Here is an 18,775-nt window from a genome sequence, read left to right as displayed (position 1 = left end):
TTTTATCTCCTTGAAAATCATGCTTTCGGTTAGAGTGAAACAACGTCATGCCTGCGGCCCGGGCGGCAGCGCCGCCAGAGCGATATCGCCAGCGATGTGCTGCGCAAACTGGGTAAAGACGTGCTGAACGCCATCGGCGATCAGATTGGCCTGCTCCTGGCTGTAGTGATCCTGACGGTAGGTCATCATCACCCGCAGGGATTTCTTCCCGGCCAGATCGTCTTCCATCACCTCAAACTGCAGGCCGAGCAACGATTCGGCTTTCTCCGGCTCCACCTGACGGTAGGCGATCGTGCTGCCGTCCTGCAGCCGGAACTCGCCGTTCAGCTTGATGCGGCTGTGGATCTGGATGAACACTTCGAACATGTGGTTCTTGCGGTCGGCGTCCACGCCGAACAGCCCTTCTTCCACCAGATCGATCGGAATGTCGGTGTACGGCAGCGAGCCATTGATGGTGTTTTTCACCTGGCTGACCAACCCGGCCACCGTCAGCCCCTCGTCGAAGCGCACGCGGTGCACCACCACGGTGGTGAAATAGCCGACGGTATCGAAGAACTCGGCGTCGTTACGGCCGGAAGTCGAGGTGCCCACCAGCAGATCCGCCGGGCCGCCCAGCAGACGCAGCGCCGAGGTAATCCCGGCATACACCACGTTGAACAGCGACGCGTTGTTGCGGCGGGCAAGCTGATACAGGCCTTCCGCCACGGCAGGATCGACCTCGAACTCCAGCCAGCCGCCGTTGACGTCCGCCGGTGCCGGCACCGCCGGATGGGTGGATGCTTCTTGCCGGAAGATCGGCTGGCCGACCGGCGCGCCGCGCAGCGCATCAAGCCAGTAGTCCAGATGTTGCTGCTGCACCCCGGAGGCCCGCTGCTGCCGGGCGAAAGTGTGGAACTGCGGCGGCTGCCCGCTCCACTGCGGCGCCTGGCCGACGACGCGATGGCGATAGGCGATGCCCAATTCGTCCATCATCAGGTTGAGCGACCATTCATCCAGCACCACATGGTGGAACAGCAACGACAGCAGCTGTTGGCCGTTGTCCGCATCGCGCAGCAGCGTGGCGCGCAGCGGCAGCTCGGCGGCCAGATCGAACCGGTGCTGGCCGGCGTCGGCCAACAGGGCGGCGGCATTACCCGCTGGCGTCTCGTGAGAGAAGCGGAACCACTGATAATCCGGCAGTTCTGCGGCCGGCACCACCACCTGCACCACCTCCCCCTGCTGCTCGACAAAGCGTGAACGCAGCACGGTATGGCGAGTCATGACGTCGATAAACGCCTGGTGCAGCGCCGTTTCGTCCACCGCATCGAAGAAGCGCAGAGAGAACGGCAGGTTGAAAATCTCGTCATGGCCGAAGGCTTCATACACCTTCCACAGCGATTCCTGCGCCAGCGACAGTGGCGCCTGCGCCCCCTCATGATCGTCGGCGATGGCTAGCGCGGCATTCGGCTGCGCAACGTTCAGGCGTTTGGCGTAGCCCGCCAACCCACGCGCCGTCGGATGGCTGAACAGATCGTTAATGTTGATTTCGATCTGATGCAGGCTCAGCAAACGGCCGATCACCCGGGTAGCGACCAGCGAATGGCCGCCGCGATCGAAGAAGTCTTCATCCAGGGTCATTTCCGGCGCCACCAGCGCCTCACGGAACTCCTGCAAAATCAGCGGCGCAACGCTTTCGTTGGCGTCGCCGTTCGCCGCCGGCGCGGCCATCGCCGGGGAAACGGCCTCAGCCACCGGCAATGCGACGGCAATTCGCTGCCCGGCCAGGAACGCGCTGAACTGCTCCAGCAGGAAAGGCGCCGCGTGCGGAGACAGGCGCGGGTCGGTGACCAGCTCCAGCGTTAACGCTTCCGCTTCGGGCAAGCCCAATAGCAGCGCCAGTTCAAACGGCGTATGCAGCGGCGGCAGCAACAGGCGTTCGGCGTGAACGCCTTCCAGCCGCCACTCTGCGGCCAGATCGTCACGCCAGGCCACCAGCAACTGCGCCCGCTGCGGATCCGGCTGTTCAGCCACGGCCTGCGCCAGCAGCCGCTGCCCGACGTCGCCCTCGCCATGCTGCACGGTCAGGCGCATCAGCGGCGCCGCCGTCAGGCCCAGCTCCAGACCGACGCACTCTGCCGTTTCTGCGACCGGCACGCACAGCTGCACCGCTTGGCCGCCGGCCTGCGCGGCGACGAACTCGGCAAACCGTGCCGCCACCGCCGCCAGCAAGGCCCGCGGCGTGTCGTTGGCGGGCAACAGCGAGCGATCAATGCGTGTGACCACGCGCGCGCCCACCGGCGGCAAGGCTTCAGTACGCTGCGCCGGGCTGCGGTAATCCTGCAGCGAGACCGCCTGGCGCGCCCAGGGCAGCTGTGGCGCAGGGATTTCCGGCAGCTCGACCGGCGCCGCCGCGAAAGGCAGAGGCATCGCATCTCCGTTATAGCGGGCGGACAGCATCGCCGGCAGATGGCGCCACGGCAGCGCTTCCGCCAGGATGTCATGCAATACCACGCCCAAAATCACGTCATCGGCAGGCGTGAGCAACAGCAGGCAGCGCAGCGGCGCTTCGCTTTCCAGTTCAAATGGCGCCGCCTGCACTTGCAGCAGACGACAAATGGCGTGTTGTTCATCCGCCACCTGACGCAGGCTCACCGGCAACGGCGCCGAATCGGCAGCGCGTTTAACCAAACCGTTTTCGTCATCAAAAACGTAACGCACGTTCACGCCCGGCGTTTCCCGCACCAGCGCTTGCAGCGCCGCCGTCAGTTGGGCGATATCCACCTCTCCCGTCAGGCGCCAGGCCATCGCCCGCTGCCCGCGTGCGTCACCCTGCTGCAGATGGGCAAACCATGCCCGCTCTTCGGCTTCGCTCACCGGCCGATCGCCGTTCGCCGACGCCGCGCCCAGCGCCTGAAACGCGCTCTCCAGCCGCTGGGCCTCTTCATCGCTCAGAATGCTGTCAAAATCACCGATCACTGCGTTATCTCCTTTGCCCGGCCGTGCCGGGATAGCGCATAAAACGGGGGACATTCGTCCCCCATCATCGCGATAGCGTTAGAAATTCAGCTCAACCGCTGCGCCGACCAGGCGGCCTCGCTGGAGAGTCGCCGTGTAAATGTCATTGCTTCTGACCATCTCACGACGGTCGGAATCAAACAGGTTTTTCGCATACAGCGTGGCGCGACCGTAGTCGAAGGTGTAAGCCAGCTGGGCGTTAGCCGTCCAATAGGAGCCGATGCGCCCGCGCGAGTCGTTGTCGTATTGCGAATAGTAGGAGTCGGTAAACGCCACGTTGCTGCTCAGCTCCCATCCTTTCAGGAACTGATATTTGGCCCCCATGTTGGCGGTGTAAGCCGGTGCGCGCGCCAGCTCATGCCCTTCCACGCCGCTGCCCGAGAACTTCTTGATGTCGGTTTTCAGCAGGCCGAGGTTGCCGAACAGCTCGAAATCCCAGCGCGGCTGCCAGGTGGCGCCGATTTCCGCACCGTAGGTTTCCACCTTGTCGGCGTTGCGGATCACGCTGGAGTTCTCACCCAGCGAGTACGGCAGCTGCATGTCTTTGTAATCGTTGTAGAAGATGTTACCTGTCAGCACCACGTTGGCGTCTTTCAGGTGATGGCGGGTGTACAACTCGTAGTTCCAGACATACTCGGAACCGTAGGTGTAGCTGACCACCGGCGTGCCGATCGTGATGCCGCCGCCGCCGGCGTTATAGCCGCGGGCGATCTTGGCACCGTAGGTTTGGGTATCCGTCGGTTTCCAGGCCACGTCCAGCTTCGGCAGGAACACGGTGTAGGTTTCGTCGAAATCGATGCGCACCGCCTGGCTGCCGCCGTCGCGGCGACGGTGTTCGCGTTCCAGGCGGCTGGCGGCAGTCACGTCCACCTGCGGCGTCAGCGCATAGGTCAGCTCGGCGAACGCCGAATGGGTATCGGTTTTATCTTTGAAGGTCGATCCGCCGAAGATGTTGACGAACTCATCCTGCGTGCCGTGGAAGTAACGCAGCCCCGCTAGCCCGTGCAGGCGGCTGTCCGCACCGCCGAAGCGCACCACCGGCTCCACGTGAACTTCCTGGCCGTCGATCTCGGCGTATTGGATGTTGTAAGCGGTCGGACGGTTGATGTTGAAATCGGTATAGATAACGCGGTTTTCAAACGTCAGCGCATCAGAGGCCTCCCAGGCCAGATCCCAGATGGTGCTGTTCATGTTGCTTTTGAACACGGCGCGGCGCGGATCGTGGCGCGGGTTGGTCGGATGCGGCTGCGGGTTGAGGCTTTCGTTCTGTGGCGCGGTGCTGCCGAAGTGGTTAAAGGTCAGCTTGGTGGTCAGATCGCGCAGGCCGGCCGGATTGAACAACAGCTTGGCACGGGCGGTGGTGGCTTCCACTTCGCGTGGATCGCCCACCGGCGCATAGGCCGGCAGATCGGCTTCGCTGCGGCGGCGCTGGCGATCGACGCTGACGCGGAACGCCAGCTGATCTTCCACCAGCGGGCCGGACGCCATGGCGGCCAGCTGTGAAGAGTGCTGGTTGCCGGCCCCGCCCTTGAAGGCGCTTTCCCATTCGAAGGTCGGATCTTTACTGGCCATGACGATGGCGCCGGCGATGGCGTTGCGCCCCTGAATGTAGCTTTGCGGGCCGAGGAACACTTCGACGCGATCCAGATCCCACAGCGACTGTGGGCCGAAAGCCTGTTCGTTATAGGTCAGCGAACGGCCATCCAACGACAGATTGAGGCGCGGACGGGTGCCGCTGAGGAAGGCATTGGCGCCAACGTTCGGGCCGGAACCGTCGATGCCGCGCACGGTCGGCAGTTCGTTGCCGATGCCTAGATCCACCACGTTGGGGGTCATGCGCAGCAGATCGGGGATCTGCACTGCGTCAGGCATCGAGGCGATGCGGTTGCTGTCGAACACCTGCACGCTGGAGCCGGTGTCGAAAATGGAACGTTTGATCTTCTCACCGGTGACCAGCAGCGTTTCCGCGTCCTGGTAGGTTTCGTTGCTCTTGGTTTCCGCCGCGTTGACGTTACCGATCGCCAGTGAACAAACCCCTAAAAATACGGAGGAAAACGCCCCAATGGCTTTCAACCCCGCCTTTTCCCCGTTTCCTACGCTTTCATGCCGTTGAGCCGCAAAATGCTTGCCCATAGATGTCTTCTCCTTTCATCCCAGAGGTGCACAAAATTTGATTTTTTTTTACACAACCTACATCGACACTCACACAGACCATGACGCTGCGGCCTTCCCGGCCTTGCTGTTGCTTATCCCTGCGGCAAACCCATGCCTTTCGCGGCCGGACGGGCGCGGCCCCGTCCACGGCTAAGCCGCCGGCGGAGCGGCCGGCAGCTTGTATAAAAACGTAAAATAATGTTAAGAATGATAATATTTTGCATTTTCTAATGCAAATCATTATCAACAAAGGTGTGAGGCCTGACAAGATAACTGCCAGAAACCCTTATACTTTCGCAGGAAAAACGAGCGCTGCAATAACAAGCAATCATTTCAATGCTAAGAATAATATAGATAAATTATTCACACCCAATGCCCTCACTGCCCGGCGTCGCTAAAACGCCTTATAGATAGCACCCGATCGCCAAATGGATCAAATAATAATAATTTTCATTCCTATTAACATTTGGATATATTCTTGCAGTCTCGTTGGCTGAATCAAAATGGATACCCGATGAAAGCTTTGACCACGATGCAGGCCGCCTATTGGGTAGGCCGACAGTCCGCTCCTCCCCTCGGCGGCATGGCCGCCCACCTGTATGCGGAATTCGACGGCGGCGAGCTGGATACCGCTCGGCTGCGCCAGGCCGTCGAGGCGCTGTACCTGCACCATCCGCTGTTACGCCTGCGCATTACCGACGATGGCCGGCAGACGATCGCGCCTCCCGGCCCTCGGCACGCCTTGCATCTCGACGATTGGCAGCACGCCGATGAAGCAACGCTGGCAGCCGCGCTCGCCGCCAAACGCCAGGCAAAAAGCACCCAGCTGCTGCCGCTGGAACAGGGCGTGCCCTGCGATATCAGCCTGAGCCTGTTGCCGGAAGGGCGCAGCCGCCTGCATGTCGATCTCGACATGATCGCCGGCGATGCCATGAGCTTTCGCCTGTTGATGGAGGATCTGACGGCGTTTTATCACCGGTGTCCGCCGCCCCCCTCCGATGACGCACCAGCGGCCTACTTTGATCACCTCGAACGACGCGACGCCGACGAGGCGCTACGCCAGCGGCGCGAACGCGGCCAGCGTTGGTGGCGTGAACGCCTGGCGCAGGTGCCCCCGGCGCCGCGCCTGCTGCGCACGCCGGACCGCTGCCGCAGCGATCGCCTGGCCGTACAGCTGAATGCAGAAGAAAGCCGCGCGCTGGAGAATGTCGCCAAGCGGCACCACACCTCCCTCTCTACGCTGTTTTTAGCGCTGTTCGCACTGGCCGTCGGCCAGGGTTGGAATATGACGCGCTTCCGGCTCAACGTGCCGCTGTTCCACCGCGAAAGCGAACGGGAGGACGCGCATCGTCTTATCGGCGATTTCTCTAACCTGGTGCTGCTCGGCGTGGAGCTGAACCCGACGGAAAACCTGAGCGCTTTCTGCCGGCGCCTGATGGCACAGCTGGCAGAGCTTATCGAACATGCGGATTACCCCGGCGTGAGCGTGATGCGCGATCTGTCGCGCCTGCACGGCAGCCTGCAGCCTTCTCCGGTGGTGTTTACCGCCGGTTTCGGCATCCGCGGCAAGACGCTGTTTTCCGAACGGGTCACCGACACCTTCGGCCGTCTCGGCTGGGTCATCTCTCAAGGACCGCAGGTTGCGCTGGATGCGCAGGTCGCCCACGTCGACGACGGCATTCTGATTAACTGGGACGTGCGGCTGGACGCATTCCCCGAGCACGCGCTGCCGCGCCTGCTGGCCTGTTATCGTGCGCTGCTGCACCTGGCCGCACGGCAAACGGAGGCGTTCGATCGCCCGCTGTCACAGCTGTTGGCGCAATGCACACCCGACGCGCTGGCGCAGCAGGCACCGGTGCGCCAGGTGCTGCACCGGCTGCTGGCGCGGGTGGCTCCCGAGGCCAGCTTGCACGACCACGACGATATCCACCGCTTGGCCCTGCCGGATGCTGGGGTGAACGCGCTGCTGACGGTGCTCAACAAATATCTGGCGGCGGCGCTGACGGCGCAGGATCTGGCGGCGCATCCCTCTCCGGCGGCGCTGGCGGCATTGATCTGCCAACGCTCGCCCGAGGCAGGACGGAATGCGAAAACGCTGCTCGCCGCGCTGGCGCCGCAGCACTGAGATTTAATCGGTTAGCGACTATAGGGAAGTACCATGGAGACACCATTAACCGCACTGCAGCAGGCCTATCTTCTGGGCCGCAGCGATCGATGGCCGCTGGGCGGCGTGGCGATGCACGACTTTCGCGAATACCGTGCCCGGCAGCTGGACGTACCGCGCCTTGAAGCGCGCCTGACCGAGCTGGTTCAACACTACCCGGCACTGCGCACCTGCATCGATGTGCCGCGCGGCACGCAGCACGTACGCCCGGAGGTGACGCTGCATCTGGATAGACACGATCTGCGTGCCCTTGATGGTGAAGCGGCGCAGCGCCAGGTCGAACAACTGCGCGCGCGTTACTCCCACCAGCGCCACGATCCGAGCCAACCGCTGTGGCGCATCGCCGTGATCCAACTTGCCGAACAGCAGGATCCGACGGGATCGCCGTACGATACGCTGATCTTTACCAGCTTCGATGCCTTGATCTTAGACGGCCAGGGGATCTCCACCGTGATCGCGCGCCTGTTCGACGATCGCCCTCTGGCGCCGACCGCCGCCGCCTTGCCGCCCCCCGCCGCATCGGCGGCGCAACGCCAGGCCGATGCCGCCTACTGGCGCGAAAAGCTGCAGGATGTCACCACCCCGTCGGCGTTGCCGTGGCGCGCCCCGCTCGCCAATCTCACCTCATCACGCTATCGCCGCGCCAGCCTGACGTTGCCGCACGACACGGTTAAACAGCTTGGCCGTCTGGGATCGCCGCATGCGCTGCTGCGCAACAGCCTGCTGTCGGCGCTGATCCTCGATACGCTGGCCCACTGGACCACCGACGGCGAGCTGTGCGTCGGGGTGCCGGTGGCGTTCCCAGCCGCCGACGGCGCCCTGGGCAACGCCTCCAGCTTCGTGGCGGTGCGCTATTCGCGCTACGGCGAAGACTTTATCCAGCGCGCGCAAGCCTTGCAGGACGACGTGCTCGGCGCGCTCGATCACCTGGCGTTTTCCGGCGTCGATCTGGCGCGGCAGTTGCTCGGCCAAAGCCAGGGCGGCCCGGCGCTGCCGGTGATCCTGACCAATTGCCTGGGTTGGGAAACGCTGCCAGCCGAGGCGCCGGTGCGTTTTCACGACGGCCTGACCCAAACGCCGCAGGTCGCCATCGATATCCGCCTGACGTTGGACAGCGAAAAAAATCTGCAGCTGTGCGTGGACTACGCCGAGCAGGCGCTGCATGGCGAACAGGTAGAAGCGATGCTGGCGGCGTTGCAGCGACGCATCCTGCACAGTTGCCAACGGGCCGACCTGGCGATCGCGCCGCGCGACTTCATCGATCTGGCGCATTACCGCCACAACGACAGCGAAGCGAATTACGCGCCTTATCCTTATCTGGCGCAGCTGGCCGAGCGGCTGTTCGGCGCGCAAGACGGCGGCAATGCGCTGATCTGCGGCGAGCAGACGCTAACCTACCGCGAGCTGGGCCAGCGGATCGCCACGGCGATCGCCAACCTGCAGAGCCGCGGCGTGCAGCCGGGCAACGTGGTGGCACTGTATCTGCCGCGCAGCCCGGAACAGATCATCTTCAGCCTCGCCTGCGCCCTGCAGGGCGTGATCTGGGTGCCTATCGATATCAACTCGCCGCCGGAACGCACCGCCTACCTGCTGGAGAATTGCCGGCCGACGCTGGTAGTGCACGGCGGCGATCTCGAAACGCCGATCGGCGTGACGCCGGCGACCCTGCTGGCGCAGGCGGATCGCGCACCCGCGCTGCCGGATGAACGGACGCTGGTTGAACGCAGCGCCAGCCAGGCCGCGAGCTACTACCTGTATACCTCCGGCACCACCGGTAAGCCTAAATGCGTGGTGCTTAACAACCGCGCCACCGCCAACGTCGTGCACCAAACCCAACAGCGCTGGAGAGTCACCGCCGACGATGTCTTCATTTCCGTTACGCCGCCGCACCATGACATGTCGATGTTCGATCTGTTCGGTTCGCTGTGCGCCGGCGCCACGCTGGTGCTGCCGGCGCCACATCAGGAAAAGGATGCCATCAGCTGGAACCAACTGGTGAAAAAACATCGGGTCACCCTGTGGTGTTCGGTACCCGCCATTCTAGAGATGCTGCTCACCTGCAAAACGGCCGACAGCCTGCGCTCGCTGCGCCTGGTGGCGCAAGGCGGCGACTATATCAAGCCGGCGACGGTACAAACCCTGCGTACCCTGCGCCAGGATCTCGCGCTGTTCTCACTCGGCGGGCCGACCGAAACCACCATCTGGAGCATCTGGCACCCGATCGCCCCACAGGAGAGCGGCACCGTGCCTTACGGCCGCCCGCTGCCGGCTAACCGCTACTTCATCTGCCATGACGACGGCAGCCACTGCCCGGCCGGCGTGGTCGGCCGCATTCACACCGCCGGGGTGAACCTGGCGTTAGGCTATCTGGAGCAGGGGGAACTGAAGCAGCACGATTTCGTTACCCTCGAAGGACCGGACGGGCAACCGCTGCGCGCTTTCCGCACCGGCGATCAGGGCTATTACCGTGCGGACGGCAACATCATGTTCGCCACCCGGGTGAACGGCTATGTGAAGATCCGCGGCGTGCGCGTCTCGCTGCCGGAAATCGAAGACGTGCTGCGCCGCCATCCGGCGATCCTGGATATGGTAGTGGTGGATTATCCCAGCGGAGAGAACAACGAGGCAGCGCTCGGCGCCCTGTATCTGACCCGCGACGGCAAGCCGCTGCCGCTGTCCGAGATCCGCGCCTTCGCCACCGGCTATCTGCCCTGTACCCATATCCCCACGCGCTTTATCCATGCCGAGGCGCTGCCGCTGTCCGCCAACGGTAAAACCGATCGCCATCGCATCCGCGCCGACCTGAGCCACCAGCAAACCGCGCCGGCGTTGAACGCCTGCGCGGCCCCGCCGCCGAACGCACCGGTGGCGCGCAGCGCCGAGATCCTGACCATTTACTGGCAGGCGATTGGCGTAACGCCGCGCCCGGACTGGGGGGAAGAGACGGCGTTTATCGCCATGGGACTGAAGCTGCCGCATATCAAACAGGTGACGGCACGCCTCAATGACGCTTTCGGCACCCGTCTGGTAAGCAGTGCGCTCTTGCCATGCAAGAACGCACGCGAAGTGGCGGCGTTGCTGGCCAGCTGAAACCATACCACTCGGGCGGGGACATCCCCCGCCCGCATTTTCTCAGGCGGGTAACGCCGTCAGGGCCGCCAGCGGTTGCTCCCAGGCTTCCTGCTGCAGCGCACGCAACAGAAATTCTTGCAGCGCCTCGCCATAGTCCAACGCATCCTCCGTCGGGAACTGTTCCAGATAAATATCGATATCCACCTGCAGATCGCGGGCGTCGGTGCGGCCGCGATACGTCAGGTTAAAACCGTCGCCCGAGCCGCCGGCCAATACGCTGCGGGTACCGCGACAGCCAGTAAAACGAGGCGCATCGAAGGGTTGCACGTTGATGAAGGGGGAAATAAAGAAGCGCGAGCCCGGATCCACACCGCGATCGGCGGCCAATTGGCGCAGACGGTAGCCGGCGTGGCTGCGCAGCTCCCGCAGCTGCTGCGTCAGCGTGGTGAGAAAGCTCCCCAGCGTCTCCGCTTGCGGCGGTGACACCAGCAGCGGCAGCGTGTTGACCGCCAGCGAAGGCACGTTAGTGGCTGCCTGCCCACGGCGATTCATCGCCGGCATCCACATCGGCAGCGTATCGCCTTGCCGGGCACAGCGCGGCATCACCTGAAACAGCCAGGCCGCCGACAGCGCCACCAGCAAGTCGGGCCAATTGATGCCGCTACGCTCCGCCAACTGCGCCAGAGAGTGCGACACCGCCGCCGGCAGCCGGTGGTGGGTGCTCAGACGCCGTACGCCATAGGCCTCACCGCCCTTGCGCACCGTCGGCAGCCCCTGCGACGGCGGCAGATAGGTCTGCCAAAAGCGCCGATCGCGCTCGCATCGCTCAGAATCAGCGTAGGCCAGCTCGGCCTGTTGAAAGAGGTCGAAGGCGCCCAGAGGCATACCTGCGCTGCCCTCACCCAGATAGTGCGCATATAACGCGGCGCAGCGGTGTTCGATCAGGGCCATGCCGAAGCCATCAACCAGAATATGGTGCGCACGCACGTACCAGAGGTAGCGCTCCGGCCCCAGCTTGAGCAGCCAGGCTGCGGCTAACGGTTCGCTGTGCAGCGCCCGGCGCTGCGCGATATCTTCGCGCATCAGGTTTTGCGCCGCCTGCCAGGGATCGTCGTGCGTTTGCAGATCGATGCGTTGCAATGGCGGTGTGCGCTGTGGATCGTAACGTAACAGCGGGGGAGAGTCGCCATGCCGCTCACCAAAGCGCAAGGCAAACGCCTGCGTCTCGGCGAGAGTGGTGGCGATCGCCCGGCAGAGCGTCTCTTCCTCTACCGCGCCGCACAGTTCGGTGCAATGTGCGACGGTGGACAGAGTCTGCCCAGGGTGCAAGGTGTGTTCTTCCCAGAAATCAAGCTGCGCTGGCGCCAGCGGCAACCATTCAGAGGCCAAAGCGGTGTCCGACATGTTACCTACCTTTGATAAGCCCGAATAAAGACGCCGAACGGGCGTACCCCCGCCGTTCAACGGCTTTTGCGTGTCTCCATACATCATCAAATGAAAATGATAATAACATCTATTATCATTTCTATTAATTTGGTAACACTTTAGATTTTGTTAAGCGGGGATGCAAGTCGCGCAGTTGGGCAGAGAAAAGAAAGTGGCAGGTTGAAGGGCCATAAAAACAAAACGCCCCGGCACAACTGCCTGGGGCGTTTTTAACGTCGGCGATACTCGTGATTAGGCCTGGTTGGCCGGCTTCACCTTCTGCGCCAGAAACTCCGTTTCGTAAGCCAGCGCCTTCTTGCGATCGAACTGGTGCTCCCACTTGGCGATCACCAGTACCGCCAGCGCGTTGCCCACCACGTTCAGCGCGGTACGCGCCATATCCAGGATACGGTCCACGCCGGCGATGAACGCCAGGCCTTCCAGCGGGATGCCGACGCTGCCCAACGTCGCCAGCAGCACCACGAACGAGACCCCGGGCACGCCGGCGATCCCTTTCGAGGTTACCATCAGCGTCAGCACCAGCACGATCTCCTGCCCCAACGACAGTTCGATGCCGTACAGCTGGGCGATAAAGATAGCGGCGATGCTCTGGTACAGCGTCGAGCCATCCAGGTTAAAGGAGTAGCCAGTCGGCACCACGAAGCTAGTGATCGACTTGGGCGCGCCGTAAGCCTCCATCTTTTCGATGATGCGCGGCAGCACCGTTTCCGAGCTGGCGGTGGAATAAGCCAGGATCAGTTCGTCTTTCAGGATGCGGATCAGCGTCCAGATGCGCAGATTGCACAGCCGGGCGACCGCCCCCAGCACCACCAGGGCGAAGAACGCGATGGCGAAGTATACCAGCAGCACCAGCTTGGCCAGCGGCAGCAGCGAAGCGAAACCGAAGTTGGCTACCGTGACCGAAATCAGACCGAATACCCCGATCGGCGCATAGCGCATGATCATGTGGGTGACTTTGAACATGCTCTCGGACACCGCCTTGAACACCTTCAGCAACGGCTCTTTGGTCTCTTTCGGCAACGACGACAGCCCCAGACCGAACAGCACCGAGAAGAAGATAATCGGCAGCATGTCGCCCTTGGCCATCGACGAGAAGACGTTCGATGGGATCAGCGACAGAATGGTCGCCACCAGACTGTGCGAACCGCTTTGCACCTGTTCGGTAGTTTTCTCATACTGCGAAATGTCCACCGTGGTCAACGTCGACATGTCGATGCCGTGGCCGGGTTGGAATACGTTGGCCAGCGTCAACCCCACCACGATGGCGATGGTGGTGATCACTTCGAAGTAAATAATGGTTTTCAATCCGATGCGGCCCAGCTTTTTCGCATCGCCTACGCCGGCAATACCGACGATCAGCGTGGAAATAACAATCGGCACCACAATCATCTTGATCAGACGAATAAAGATATCACCCGCCGGGCTGAGAATATTGCTGACCAGCCACTCACGAGATTCTGTCTGGTTGTGCAATACCGCGCCAACAATAATACCCAGTACCAACGCGATCAGGATTTGCCAAGCCAGGCTAATTTTTACACTTTTCATACCCAAAAAGTCCTCAAAGACTCTTTGCGCCGTACAAAGTCGCAACACGGCGAAAAGAATACTTAATCATTTATTACAGGCTTATGTTAATTCAGTGGAAGCGTTCACCTGCCCTGGGTGCGACGCAGTATAAATCTGTATCATCCGGGCGGCATGCTCTGCAAGCCTTGATTTGTCAGGGTTGAGCGCTGAATCGAATCACAAAAATTTCGCGTAACTATTTCAAATGGCATAATTGCTTGTTATTAAAAACATAATTTTTCAGATAATGAAGCACATAACCGCGCCGGTGACGTTTTTTTGAACGCGATTAAAATGCGTTATTTTTCGTCCATTCTGCATATTTAGTCCGCACCGAATGTTTATATTTTGTTACTCAAAAGTCAAATAAATGGGAATTGGCCGAGTGACATTTTCACCCATAAATGCAGCGCCATTTTATATTTAGATTAAAAATCGAACGATACCGCAGGATGAATGCCACAGGGTATTTCCCGAGTTTTCATCAGGTATGAAGCATTAATAGAACGTTATTTCACGATGTGCCGTCCATCGTTATATCGCGTTAATACCAACTTCGAATATTAATAGCGAAAAATAATCAAAAAAGATTTATAGCGCGAAATAATGCTGGTCTCTCCCATCCTTATTAAGCGCGAGGCAAATACCCTCGCCTTTTTTTATTCTTTTTTGTTCTTTAGATAAGTGTTTTTGGTTAAAAACGTGGGTTTATGAGGATTTAAGCGCCAAATAGATAGATATGCCCTGCAAATGCGACAGAACGATTACAAATCAATATCTTTGTTGCGTGATCTGCCGCGCAAAAAAGAAACAAAGAATCGTAGCAAACTATACTTAACCTTCAGTTGACATATCATTAACAACTTCAAGGAGAAAAGCTATGAGCCAACTGCATAAACACGCTATTCCTTCTGCAATTGCAGAACGCGCCCTGATTAATCCGGCACAATACCAACAGTATTATCAACAGTCGGTTCAAGACCCAGAGGCTTTCTGGGGTGAGCATGGCAAAATCCTGGACTGGATCAAACCCTATACCAAAGTCAAAAACACCTCGTTCGATCCGGGCCACGTCAGCATCCGTTGGTTTGAAGACGGCACGTTGAACCTGGCGGCCAACTGTCTGGATCGTCATTTGGCCGAGCGCGGCGACCAGACCGCCATTATCTGGGAAGGCGACGACCCGACCCAATCCAAAAAGGTGACTTACAAACAGCTGCACCATGACGTCTGCCAGTTCGCCAACGTGCTGAAAAAGCTCGGCGTGAAAAAAGGTGACGTGGTGGCTATCTATATGCCGATGGTGCCGGAAGCGGCGGTCGCGATGCTGGCCTGCGCGCGTATCGGCGCCGTACATTCGGTGATCTTCGGCGGCTTCTCGCCGGAAGCGGTCGCCGGACGCATTATCGACTCCAACGCCAGGCTGGTGATCACCGCCGATGAAGGTCTGCGCGCCGGCCGTGCCGTGCCGCTGAAAAAGAACGTCGACGATGCGCTGAAAAATCCCGGCGTAGTCAGCGTGGCCAACGTCGTGGTGTTCCAACGCACCGGGAAACCGGGCTACTGGCAGGAAGGGCGCGATCTGTGGTGGCATGAGCTGACCCAGGGCGTCTCCGCCGACTGCCCGCCGGCAGAAGTGAACGCCGAAGATCCGCTGTTTATCCTGTATACCTCCGGTTCGACCGGCAAGCCGAAAGGCGTGCTGCACACCACCGGCGGCTACCTGGTCTACGCCGCGATGACCTTTAAGTATGTGTTCGACTACCACGACGGCGACATCTATTGGTGCACCGCCGACGTGGGCTGGGTCACAGGCCACAGTTATCTGCTGTACGGCCCGCTGGCCTGCGGCGCCACCACGCTGATGTTCGAAGGCGTGCCTAACTATCCGGGCGTTAATCGCCTGTCGCAAGTGATCGACAAGCACCAGGTCAACATTCTGTATACCGCACCGACCGCCATTCGCGCCCTGATGGCCGAAGGCGACAAGGCGATCGAGGGCACACGACGCGATTCGCTGCGTATCATGGGCTCGGTCGGCGAGCCGATCAACCCGGAAGCCTGGGAGTGGTACTACAACAAGATAGGCAATGCAAAGTGCCCGATCGTCGACACCTGGTGGCAAACCGAAACCGGCGGCTTCATGATTACCCCGCTGCCTGGCGCCACCGAGCTGAAAGCCGGTTCTGCTACGCGGCCTTTCTTCGGCGTACAGCCGGCATTGGTCGATAACGTCGGCACACCGCAGGAAGGCGCCTGCGAAGGCAACCTGGTGATCGTCGATTCCTGGCCGGGCCAGGCGCGTACCCTGTTCGGCGATCATGACCGCTTCGAGCAAACCTACTTCTCGACTTTCAAAGGCATGTACTTCAGCGGCGACGGCGCACGCCGCGACGAAGACGGTTACTACTGGATCACCGGCCGCGTCGATGACGTGCTGAACGTCTCCGGCCACCGTCTGGGCACCGCCGAGATTGAGTCCGCGCTGGTATCGCACCCGAAAATCGCCGAAGCGGCGGTGGTCGGCATTCCTCATAACATCAAAGGCCAGGCGATCTACGCCTACATCACGCTGAACCACGGCGAAGAACCGACGCCGGAGCTCTATACCGAAGTGCGCAACTGGGTGCGCAAAGAGATAGGGCCGATCGCCACGCCGGACGTACTGCACTGGACAGATTCGCTGCCCAAAACGCGCTCCGGCAAGATCATGCGGCGTATCCTGCGCAAAATTGCCGCCGGCGACACCAGCAACCTGGGGGATACCTCTACGCTGGCGGATCCGGCCGTCGTCGACAAGCTGTTGGAAGAAAAACAATCAATGAAAGTGCCGTCATAATTTATGCCGCTTCAGGCCGCTCAATCCGGATCACGCACCGTTGAGCGGCCCTGGCGCGGCGTACTCTCTCAATACCGACTGGAGACACTCTGATGAATGACACCATTTATCAAGGGATTGAAGAAAACCCGCGCTTTAAAGAGCTGGTGAGAAAACGCGGCCGGTTCGCCTGGCTGCTTTCACTGATTACGCTGGCGCTGTACGTCGGCTTTATTCTGTTGATCGCCTTCGATCCGCAATGGCTCGGCACGCCGATCGCCGCCGGATCGACCATCACCCGCGGGATCCCGGTCGGCGTCGGGCTGATCGTGATCTCTTTCGTCTTGACCGGGATCTACGTGTTTCGCGCCAACGGCGAATTCGATCGCCTCACCGCAGAGATTCTGCGTGAGGTGAAACAATGAAGCGCTTATTGTCCGCCGCCGCGCTGCTGTTGCTGCCCGGTCTGGCCTGCGCCGACGCCATTGGCGGCGAGGTGCATCGCCAGCCGCTGAACATCCAGGCGATCGTGATGTTTATCCTGTTTGTCGGCGCCACGCTCTACATCACCTATTGGGCCTCCAAACGCACCCGTTCCCGTCAGGACTACTACACCGCGGGCGGGCGCATCACCGGCCTGCAAAACGGGCTGGCGATCGCCGGTGACTTCATGTCCGCCGCCTCGTTCCTCGGTATCTCCGCCCTGGTCTACACCTCGGGCTATGACGGACTGATTTACTCCATCGGCTTCCTCATCGGCTGGCCGATCATTCTGTTCCTGATCGCGGAGCGTTTGCGCAACCTCGGCCGTTATACCTTTGCCGATGTCGCCTCTTACCGTCTGCAGCAGAAACCGATCCGCACCCTCTCGGCCTGCGGCTCGTTGGTGGTGGTGGCGCTGTATCTGATCGCGCAGATGGTCGGCGCCGGCAAGCTGATCCAGCTGCTGTTCGGGCTCAACTACCATGTGGCGGTGATCCTGGTCGGCATCCTGATGGTGCTGTACGTGCTGTTCGGCGGCATGCTGGCCACCACCTGGGTGCAGATCATCAAGGCGGTGCTGCTGCTGGCCGGCGCCAGTTTTATGGCGCTGATGGTGATGAAGTCGGTTAACTTCGACTTCAATACCCTGTTCGCCGAAGCGGTGAAGGTGCATCCGAAAGGCATCGCCATCATGAGCCCCGGTGGTCTGGTCTCCGATCCGATTTCTGCGCTCTCGCTTGGCCTGGCGCTGATGTTCGGCACCGCCGGTCTGCCGCACATCCTGATGCGTTTCTTCACCGTCAGTGACGCCAAGGAAGCGCGCAAGAGCGTGTTCTACGCCACCGGCTTTATCGGTTACTTCTATATTCTGACCTTTATCATCGGCTTCGGCGCCATCTTGCTGGTCAGCGCCAATCCGGCGTTCAAAGACGCCACCGGCGCGCTGCTGGGCGGCACCAATATGGCGGCGGTGCACCTGGCCAATGCCGTTGGCGGCAACTTCTTCCTCGGCTTTATCTCGGCGGTGGCCTTCGCCACCATTCTGGCGGTCGTTGCAGGCCTGACGCTGGCCGGTGCCTCGGCGGTTTCCCACGATCTGTACGCCAGCGTGATGAAAAACGGCAAGGCGACCGAGCGTGACGAGCTGAAGGTCTCAAAGATCACCGTCGTGGTATTGGGCCTGGTTGCTATTGCCCTGGGGATTTTGTTCGAGAAGCAGAATATCGCCTTTATGGTCGGGCTGGCGTTCTCTATCGCTGCCAGCTGTAACTTCCCTATCATCATCCTGTCGATGTACTGGTCGCGTTTGACGACCCGCGGCGCGATGATTGGCGGCTGGCTGGGTCTGTTAACGGCGGTGATTCTGATGATCCTCGGCCCGACGATCTGGGTGCAGATCCTCGGCCATGAAAAACCGATTTACCCGTATGAATACCCAGCGCTGTTCTCGATGATCGTGGCCTTTGTCGGCACCTGGCTGTTCTCGATCACCGACAGCTCGCTGGCCGGGCAGCAGGAGCGGGAACGCTTCCGGGCGCAGTTTGTCCGTTCGCAAACCGGGCTGGGTATCTCTCAGGGCAGCTCGCATTAATCGAATAATAAGTGAAAAAAAGCAAACACACCCTAATCAAAGGCCCTTCGGGGCCTTTTCTCTGGCTGTCTGTCGGAGATAAGCTGGGGAGAGCAGCGCAGCGTAGCTGCGCTTTTTTACGTTTTACGCACAGCAGAAAGCCCTGAACGTCAGTTCAGGGCTTTCTGCTTGGTTTGATGCCTGGCAGTTTATGGCGGGCGTCCTGCCCGCCCCCCTTCGGGCCGTTGCTTCGCAACGTTCAAATCCGCTCCCGGCGGATTTGTCCTACACAATTCGTCTCAGGATGCCCATGCTCGTGCAGAACGCCAGATAACAGACAAAACAAAAAGCCCCATGCTTTCGCATGAGGCTTGTTGTTTTATTTGATGCCTGGCAGTGTCCTACTCTCGCATGGGGAGACCCCACACTACCATCGGCGCTACGGCGTTTCACTTCTGAGTTCGGCATGGGGTCAGGTGGGACCACCGCGCTATTGCCGCCAGGC

General features: G+C 60.6%; 9 protein-coding genes and 1 rRNA gene. 5 read left to right on the top strand and 5 right to left on the bottom strand.

The window, feature by feature from the left end; genetic code table 11:
* Positions 1–45: 45 nt before the first annotated feature.
* On the bottom strand, positions 46–2,955 hold the full coding sequence (locus WA302_RS24810) for a condensation domain-containing protein (protein WP_336064772.1): 2,910 nt from the start codon (positions 2,953–2,955) through the stop codon (positions 46–48).
* Positions 2,956–3,033: 78 nt separating this feature from the next.
* Positions 3,034–5,127 carry a TonB-dependent receptor gene (locus WA302_RS24805; protein ID WP_025304960.1) on the bottom strand — a complete coding sequence of 698 codons (2,094 nt, stop codon included), beginning with the start codon at positions 5,125–5,127 and terminating at the stop codon, positions 3,034–3,036.
* Between the two features lie 535 nt (positions 5,128–5,662).
* Here WA302_RS24805 and WA302_RS24800 point away from each other — a divergent pair.
* Both WA302_RS24800 and WA302_RS24795 read left to right on the top strand, forming a co-directional pair.
* On the top strand, positions 5,663–7,273 hold the full coding sequence (locus tag WA302_RS24800; protein ID WP_049207227.1) for a condensation domain-containing protein: 1,611 nt from the start codon (positions 5,663–5,665) through the stop codon (positions 7,271–7,273).
* A 33-nt stretch (positions 7,274–7,306) separates the two neighbouring features.
* On the top strand, positions 7,307–10,402 hold the full coding sequence (locus WA302_RS24795) for an amino acid adenylation domain-containing protein (RefSeq protein ID WP_261456591.1): 3,096 nt from the start codon (positions 7,307–7,309) through the stop codon (positions 10,400–10,402).
* A 42-nt stretch (positions 10,403–10,444) separates the two neighbouring features.
* On the opposite strand, the gene WA302_RS24790 is transcribed toward WA302_RS24795, so the two are convergent.
* Entirely contained in the window at positions 10,445–11,788 is a 1,344-nt protein-coding gene (locus WA302_RS24790; RefSeq protein ID WP_197819488.1) for a condensation domain-containing protein, read from the bottom strand.
* A gap of 273 nt (positions 11,789–12,061) precedes the next feature.
* Positions 12,062–13,378 carry a glutamate/aspartate:proton symporter GltP gene (gene gltP / locus WA302_RS24785; protein WP_043142347.1) on the bottom strand — a complete coding sequence of 439 codons (1,317 nt, stop codon included), beginning with the start codon at positions 13,376–13,378 and terminating at the stop codon, positions 12,062–12,064.
* 901 nt (positions 13,379–14,279) lie between these two features.
* Here gltP and acs point away from each other — a divergent pair.
* The 3 genes from acs to actP all read left to right on the top strand — a co-directional run bounded on the left by acs (position 14,280) and on the right by actP (position 18,291).
* The gene (gene acs, locus WA302_RS24780; RefSeq protein WP_025304955.1) at positions 14,280–16,238 is read left to right on the top strand and encodes an acetate--CoA ligase; all 1,959 of its coding nucleotides are present in this window, start codon (positions 14,280–14,282) and stop codon (positions 16,236–16,238) included.
* 92 nt (positions 16,239–16,330) lie between these two features.
* Positions 16,331–16,642: a DUF485 domain-containing protein gene (locus WA302_RS24775; protein WP_004930047.1), complete on the top strand. Its 312-nt coding sequence runs from the start codon at positions 16,331–16,333 to the stop codon at positions 16,640–16,642.
* A complete protein-coding gene (gene actP / locus WA302_RS24770; RefSeq protein ID WP_025304954.1) occupies positions 16,639–18,291 on the top strand; it encodes a cation/acetate symporter ActP in 1,653 nt (550 codons plus the stop codon). The genes WA302_RS24775 and actP overlap by 4 nt, the downstream gene beginning before the upstream one ends.
* A gap of 367 nt (positions 18,292–18,658) precedes the next feature.
* On the opposite strand, the gene rrf is transcribed toward actP, so the two are convergent.
* Positions 18,659–18,774: ribosomal RNA gene (gene rrf, locus WA302_RS24765) — 5S ribosomal RNA — on the bottom strand.
* Position 18,775: the final 1 nt, after the last annotated feature.

The sequence above is a fragment of the Serratia sp. 201 genome, assembly GCF_037027545.1.
Classification (GTDB): domain Bacteria; phylum Pseudomonadota; class Gammaproteobacteria; order Enterobacterales; family Enterobacteriaceae; genus Serratia; species Serratia bockelmannii.
The sequence above is the reverse complement of the archived record's forward strand: the minus strand, read 5'-3'. Positions and strand labels throughout refer to the sequence as shown.

Coding starts and splice junctions, on each gene's coding strand:
- WA302_RS24805 (WP_025304960.1), bottom strand. CDS start 5,127: ATGGGCAAGCATTTTGCGGCTCAACGGCATGAAAGCGTAGGAAACGGG.
- WA302_RS24800 (WP_049207227.1), top strand. CDS start 5,663: ATGAAAGCTTTGACCACGATGCAGGCCGCCTATTGGGTAGGCCGACAG.
- WA302_RS24795 (WP_261456591.1), top strand. CDS start 7,307: ATGGAGACACCATTAACCGCACTGCAGCAGGCCTATCTTCTGGGCCGC.
- WA302_RS24790 (WP_197819488.1), bottom strand. CDS start 11,788: ATGTCGGACACCGCTTTGGCCTCTGAATGGTTGCCGCTGGCGCCAGCG.
- gltP (WP_043142347.1), bottom strand. CDS start 13,378: ATGAAAAGTGTAAAAATTAGCCTGGCTTGGCAAATCCTGATCGCGTTG.
- acs (WP_025304955.1), top strand. CDS start 14,280: ATGAGCCAACTGCATAAACACGCTATTCCTTCTGCAATTGCAGAACGC.
- WA302_RS24775 (WP_004930047.1), top strand. CDS start 16,331: ATGAATGACACCATTTATCAAGGGATTGAAGAAAACCCGCGCTTTAAA.
- actP (WP_025304954.1), top strand. CDS start 16,639: ATGAAGCGCTTATTGTCCGCCGCCGCGCTGCTGTTGCTGCCCGGTCTG.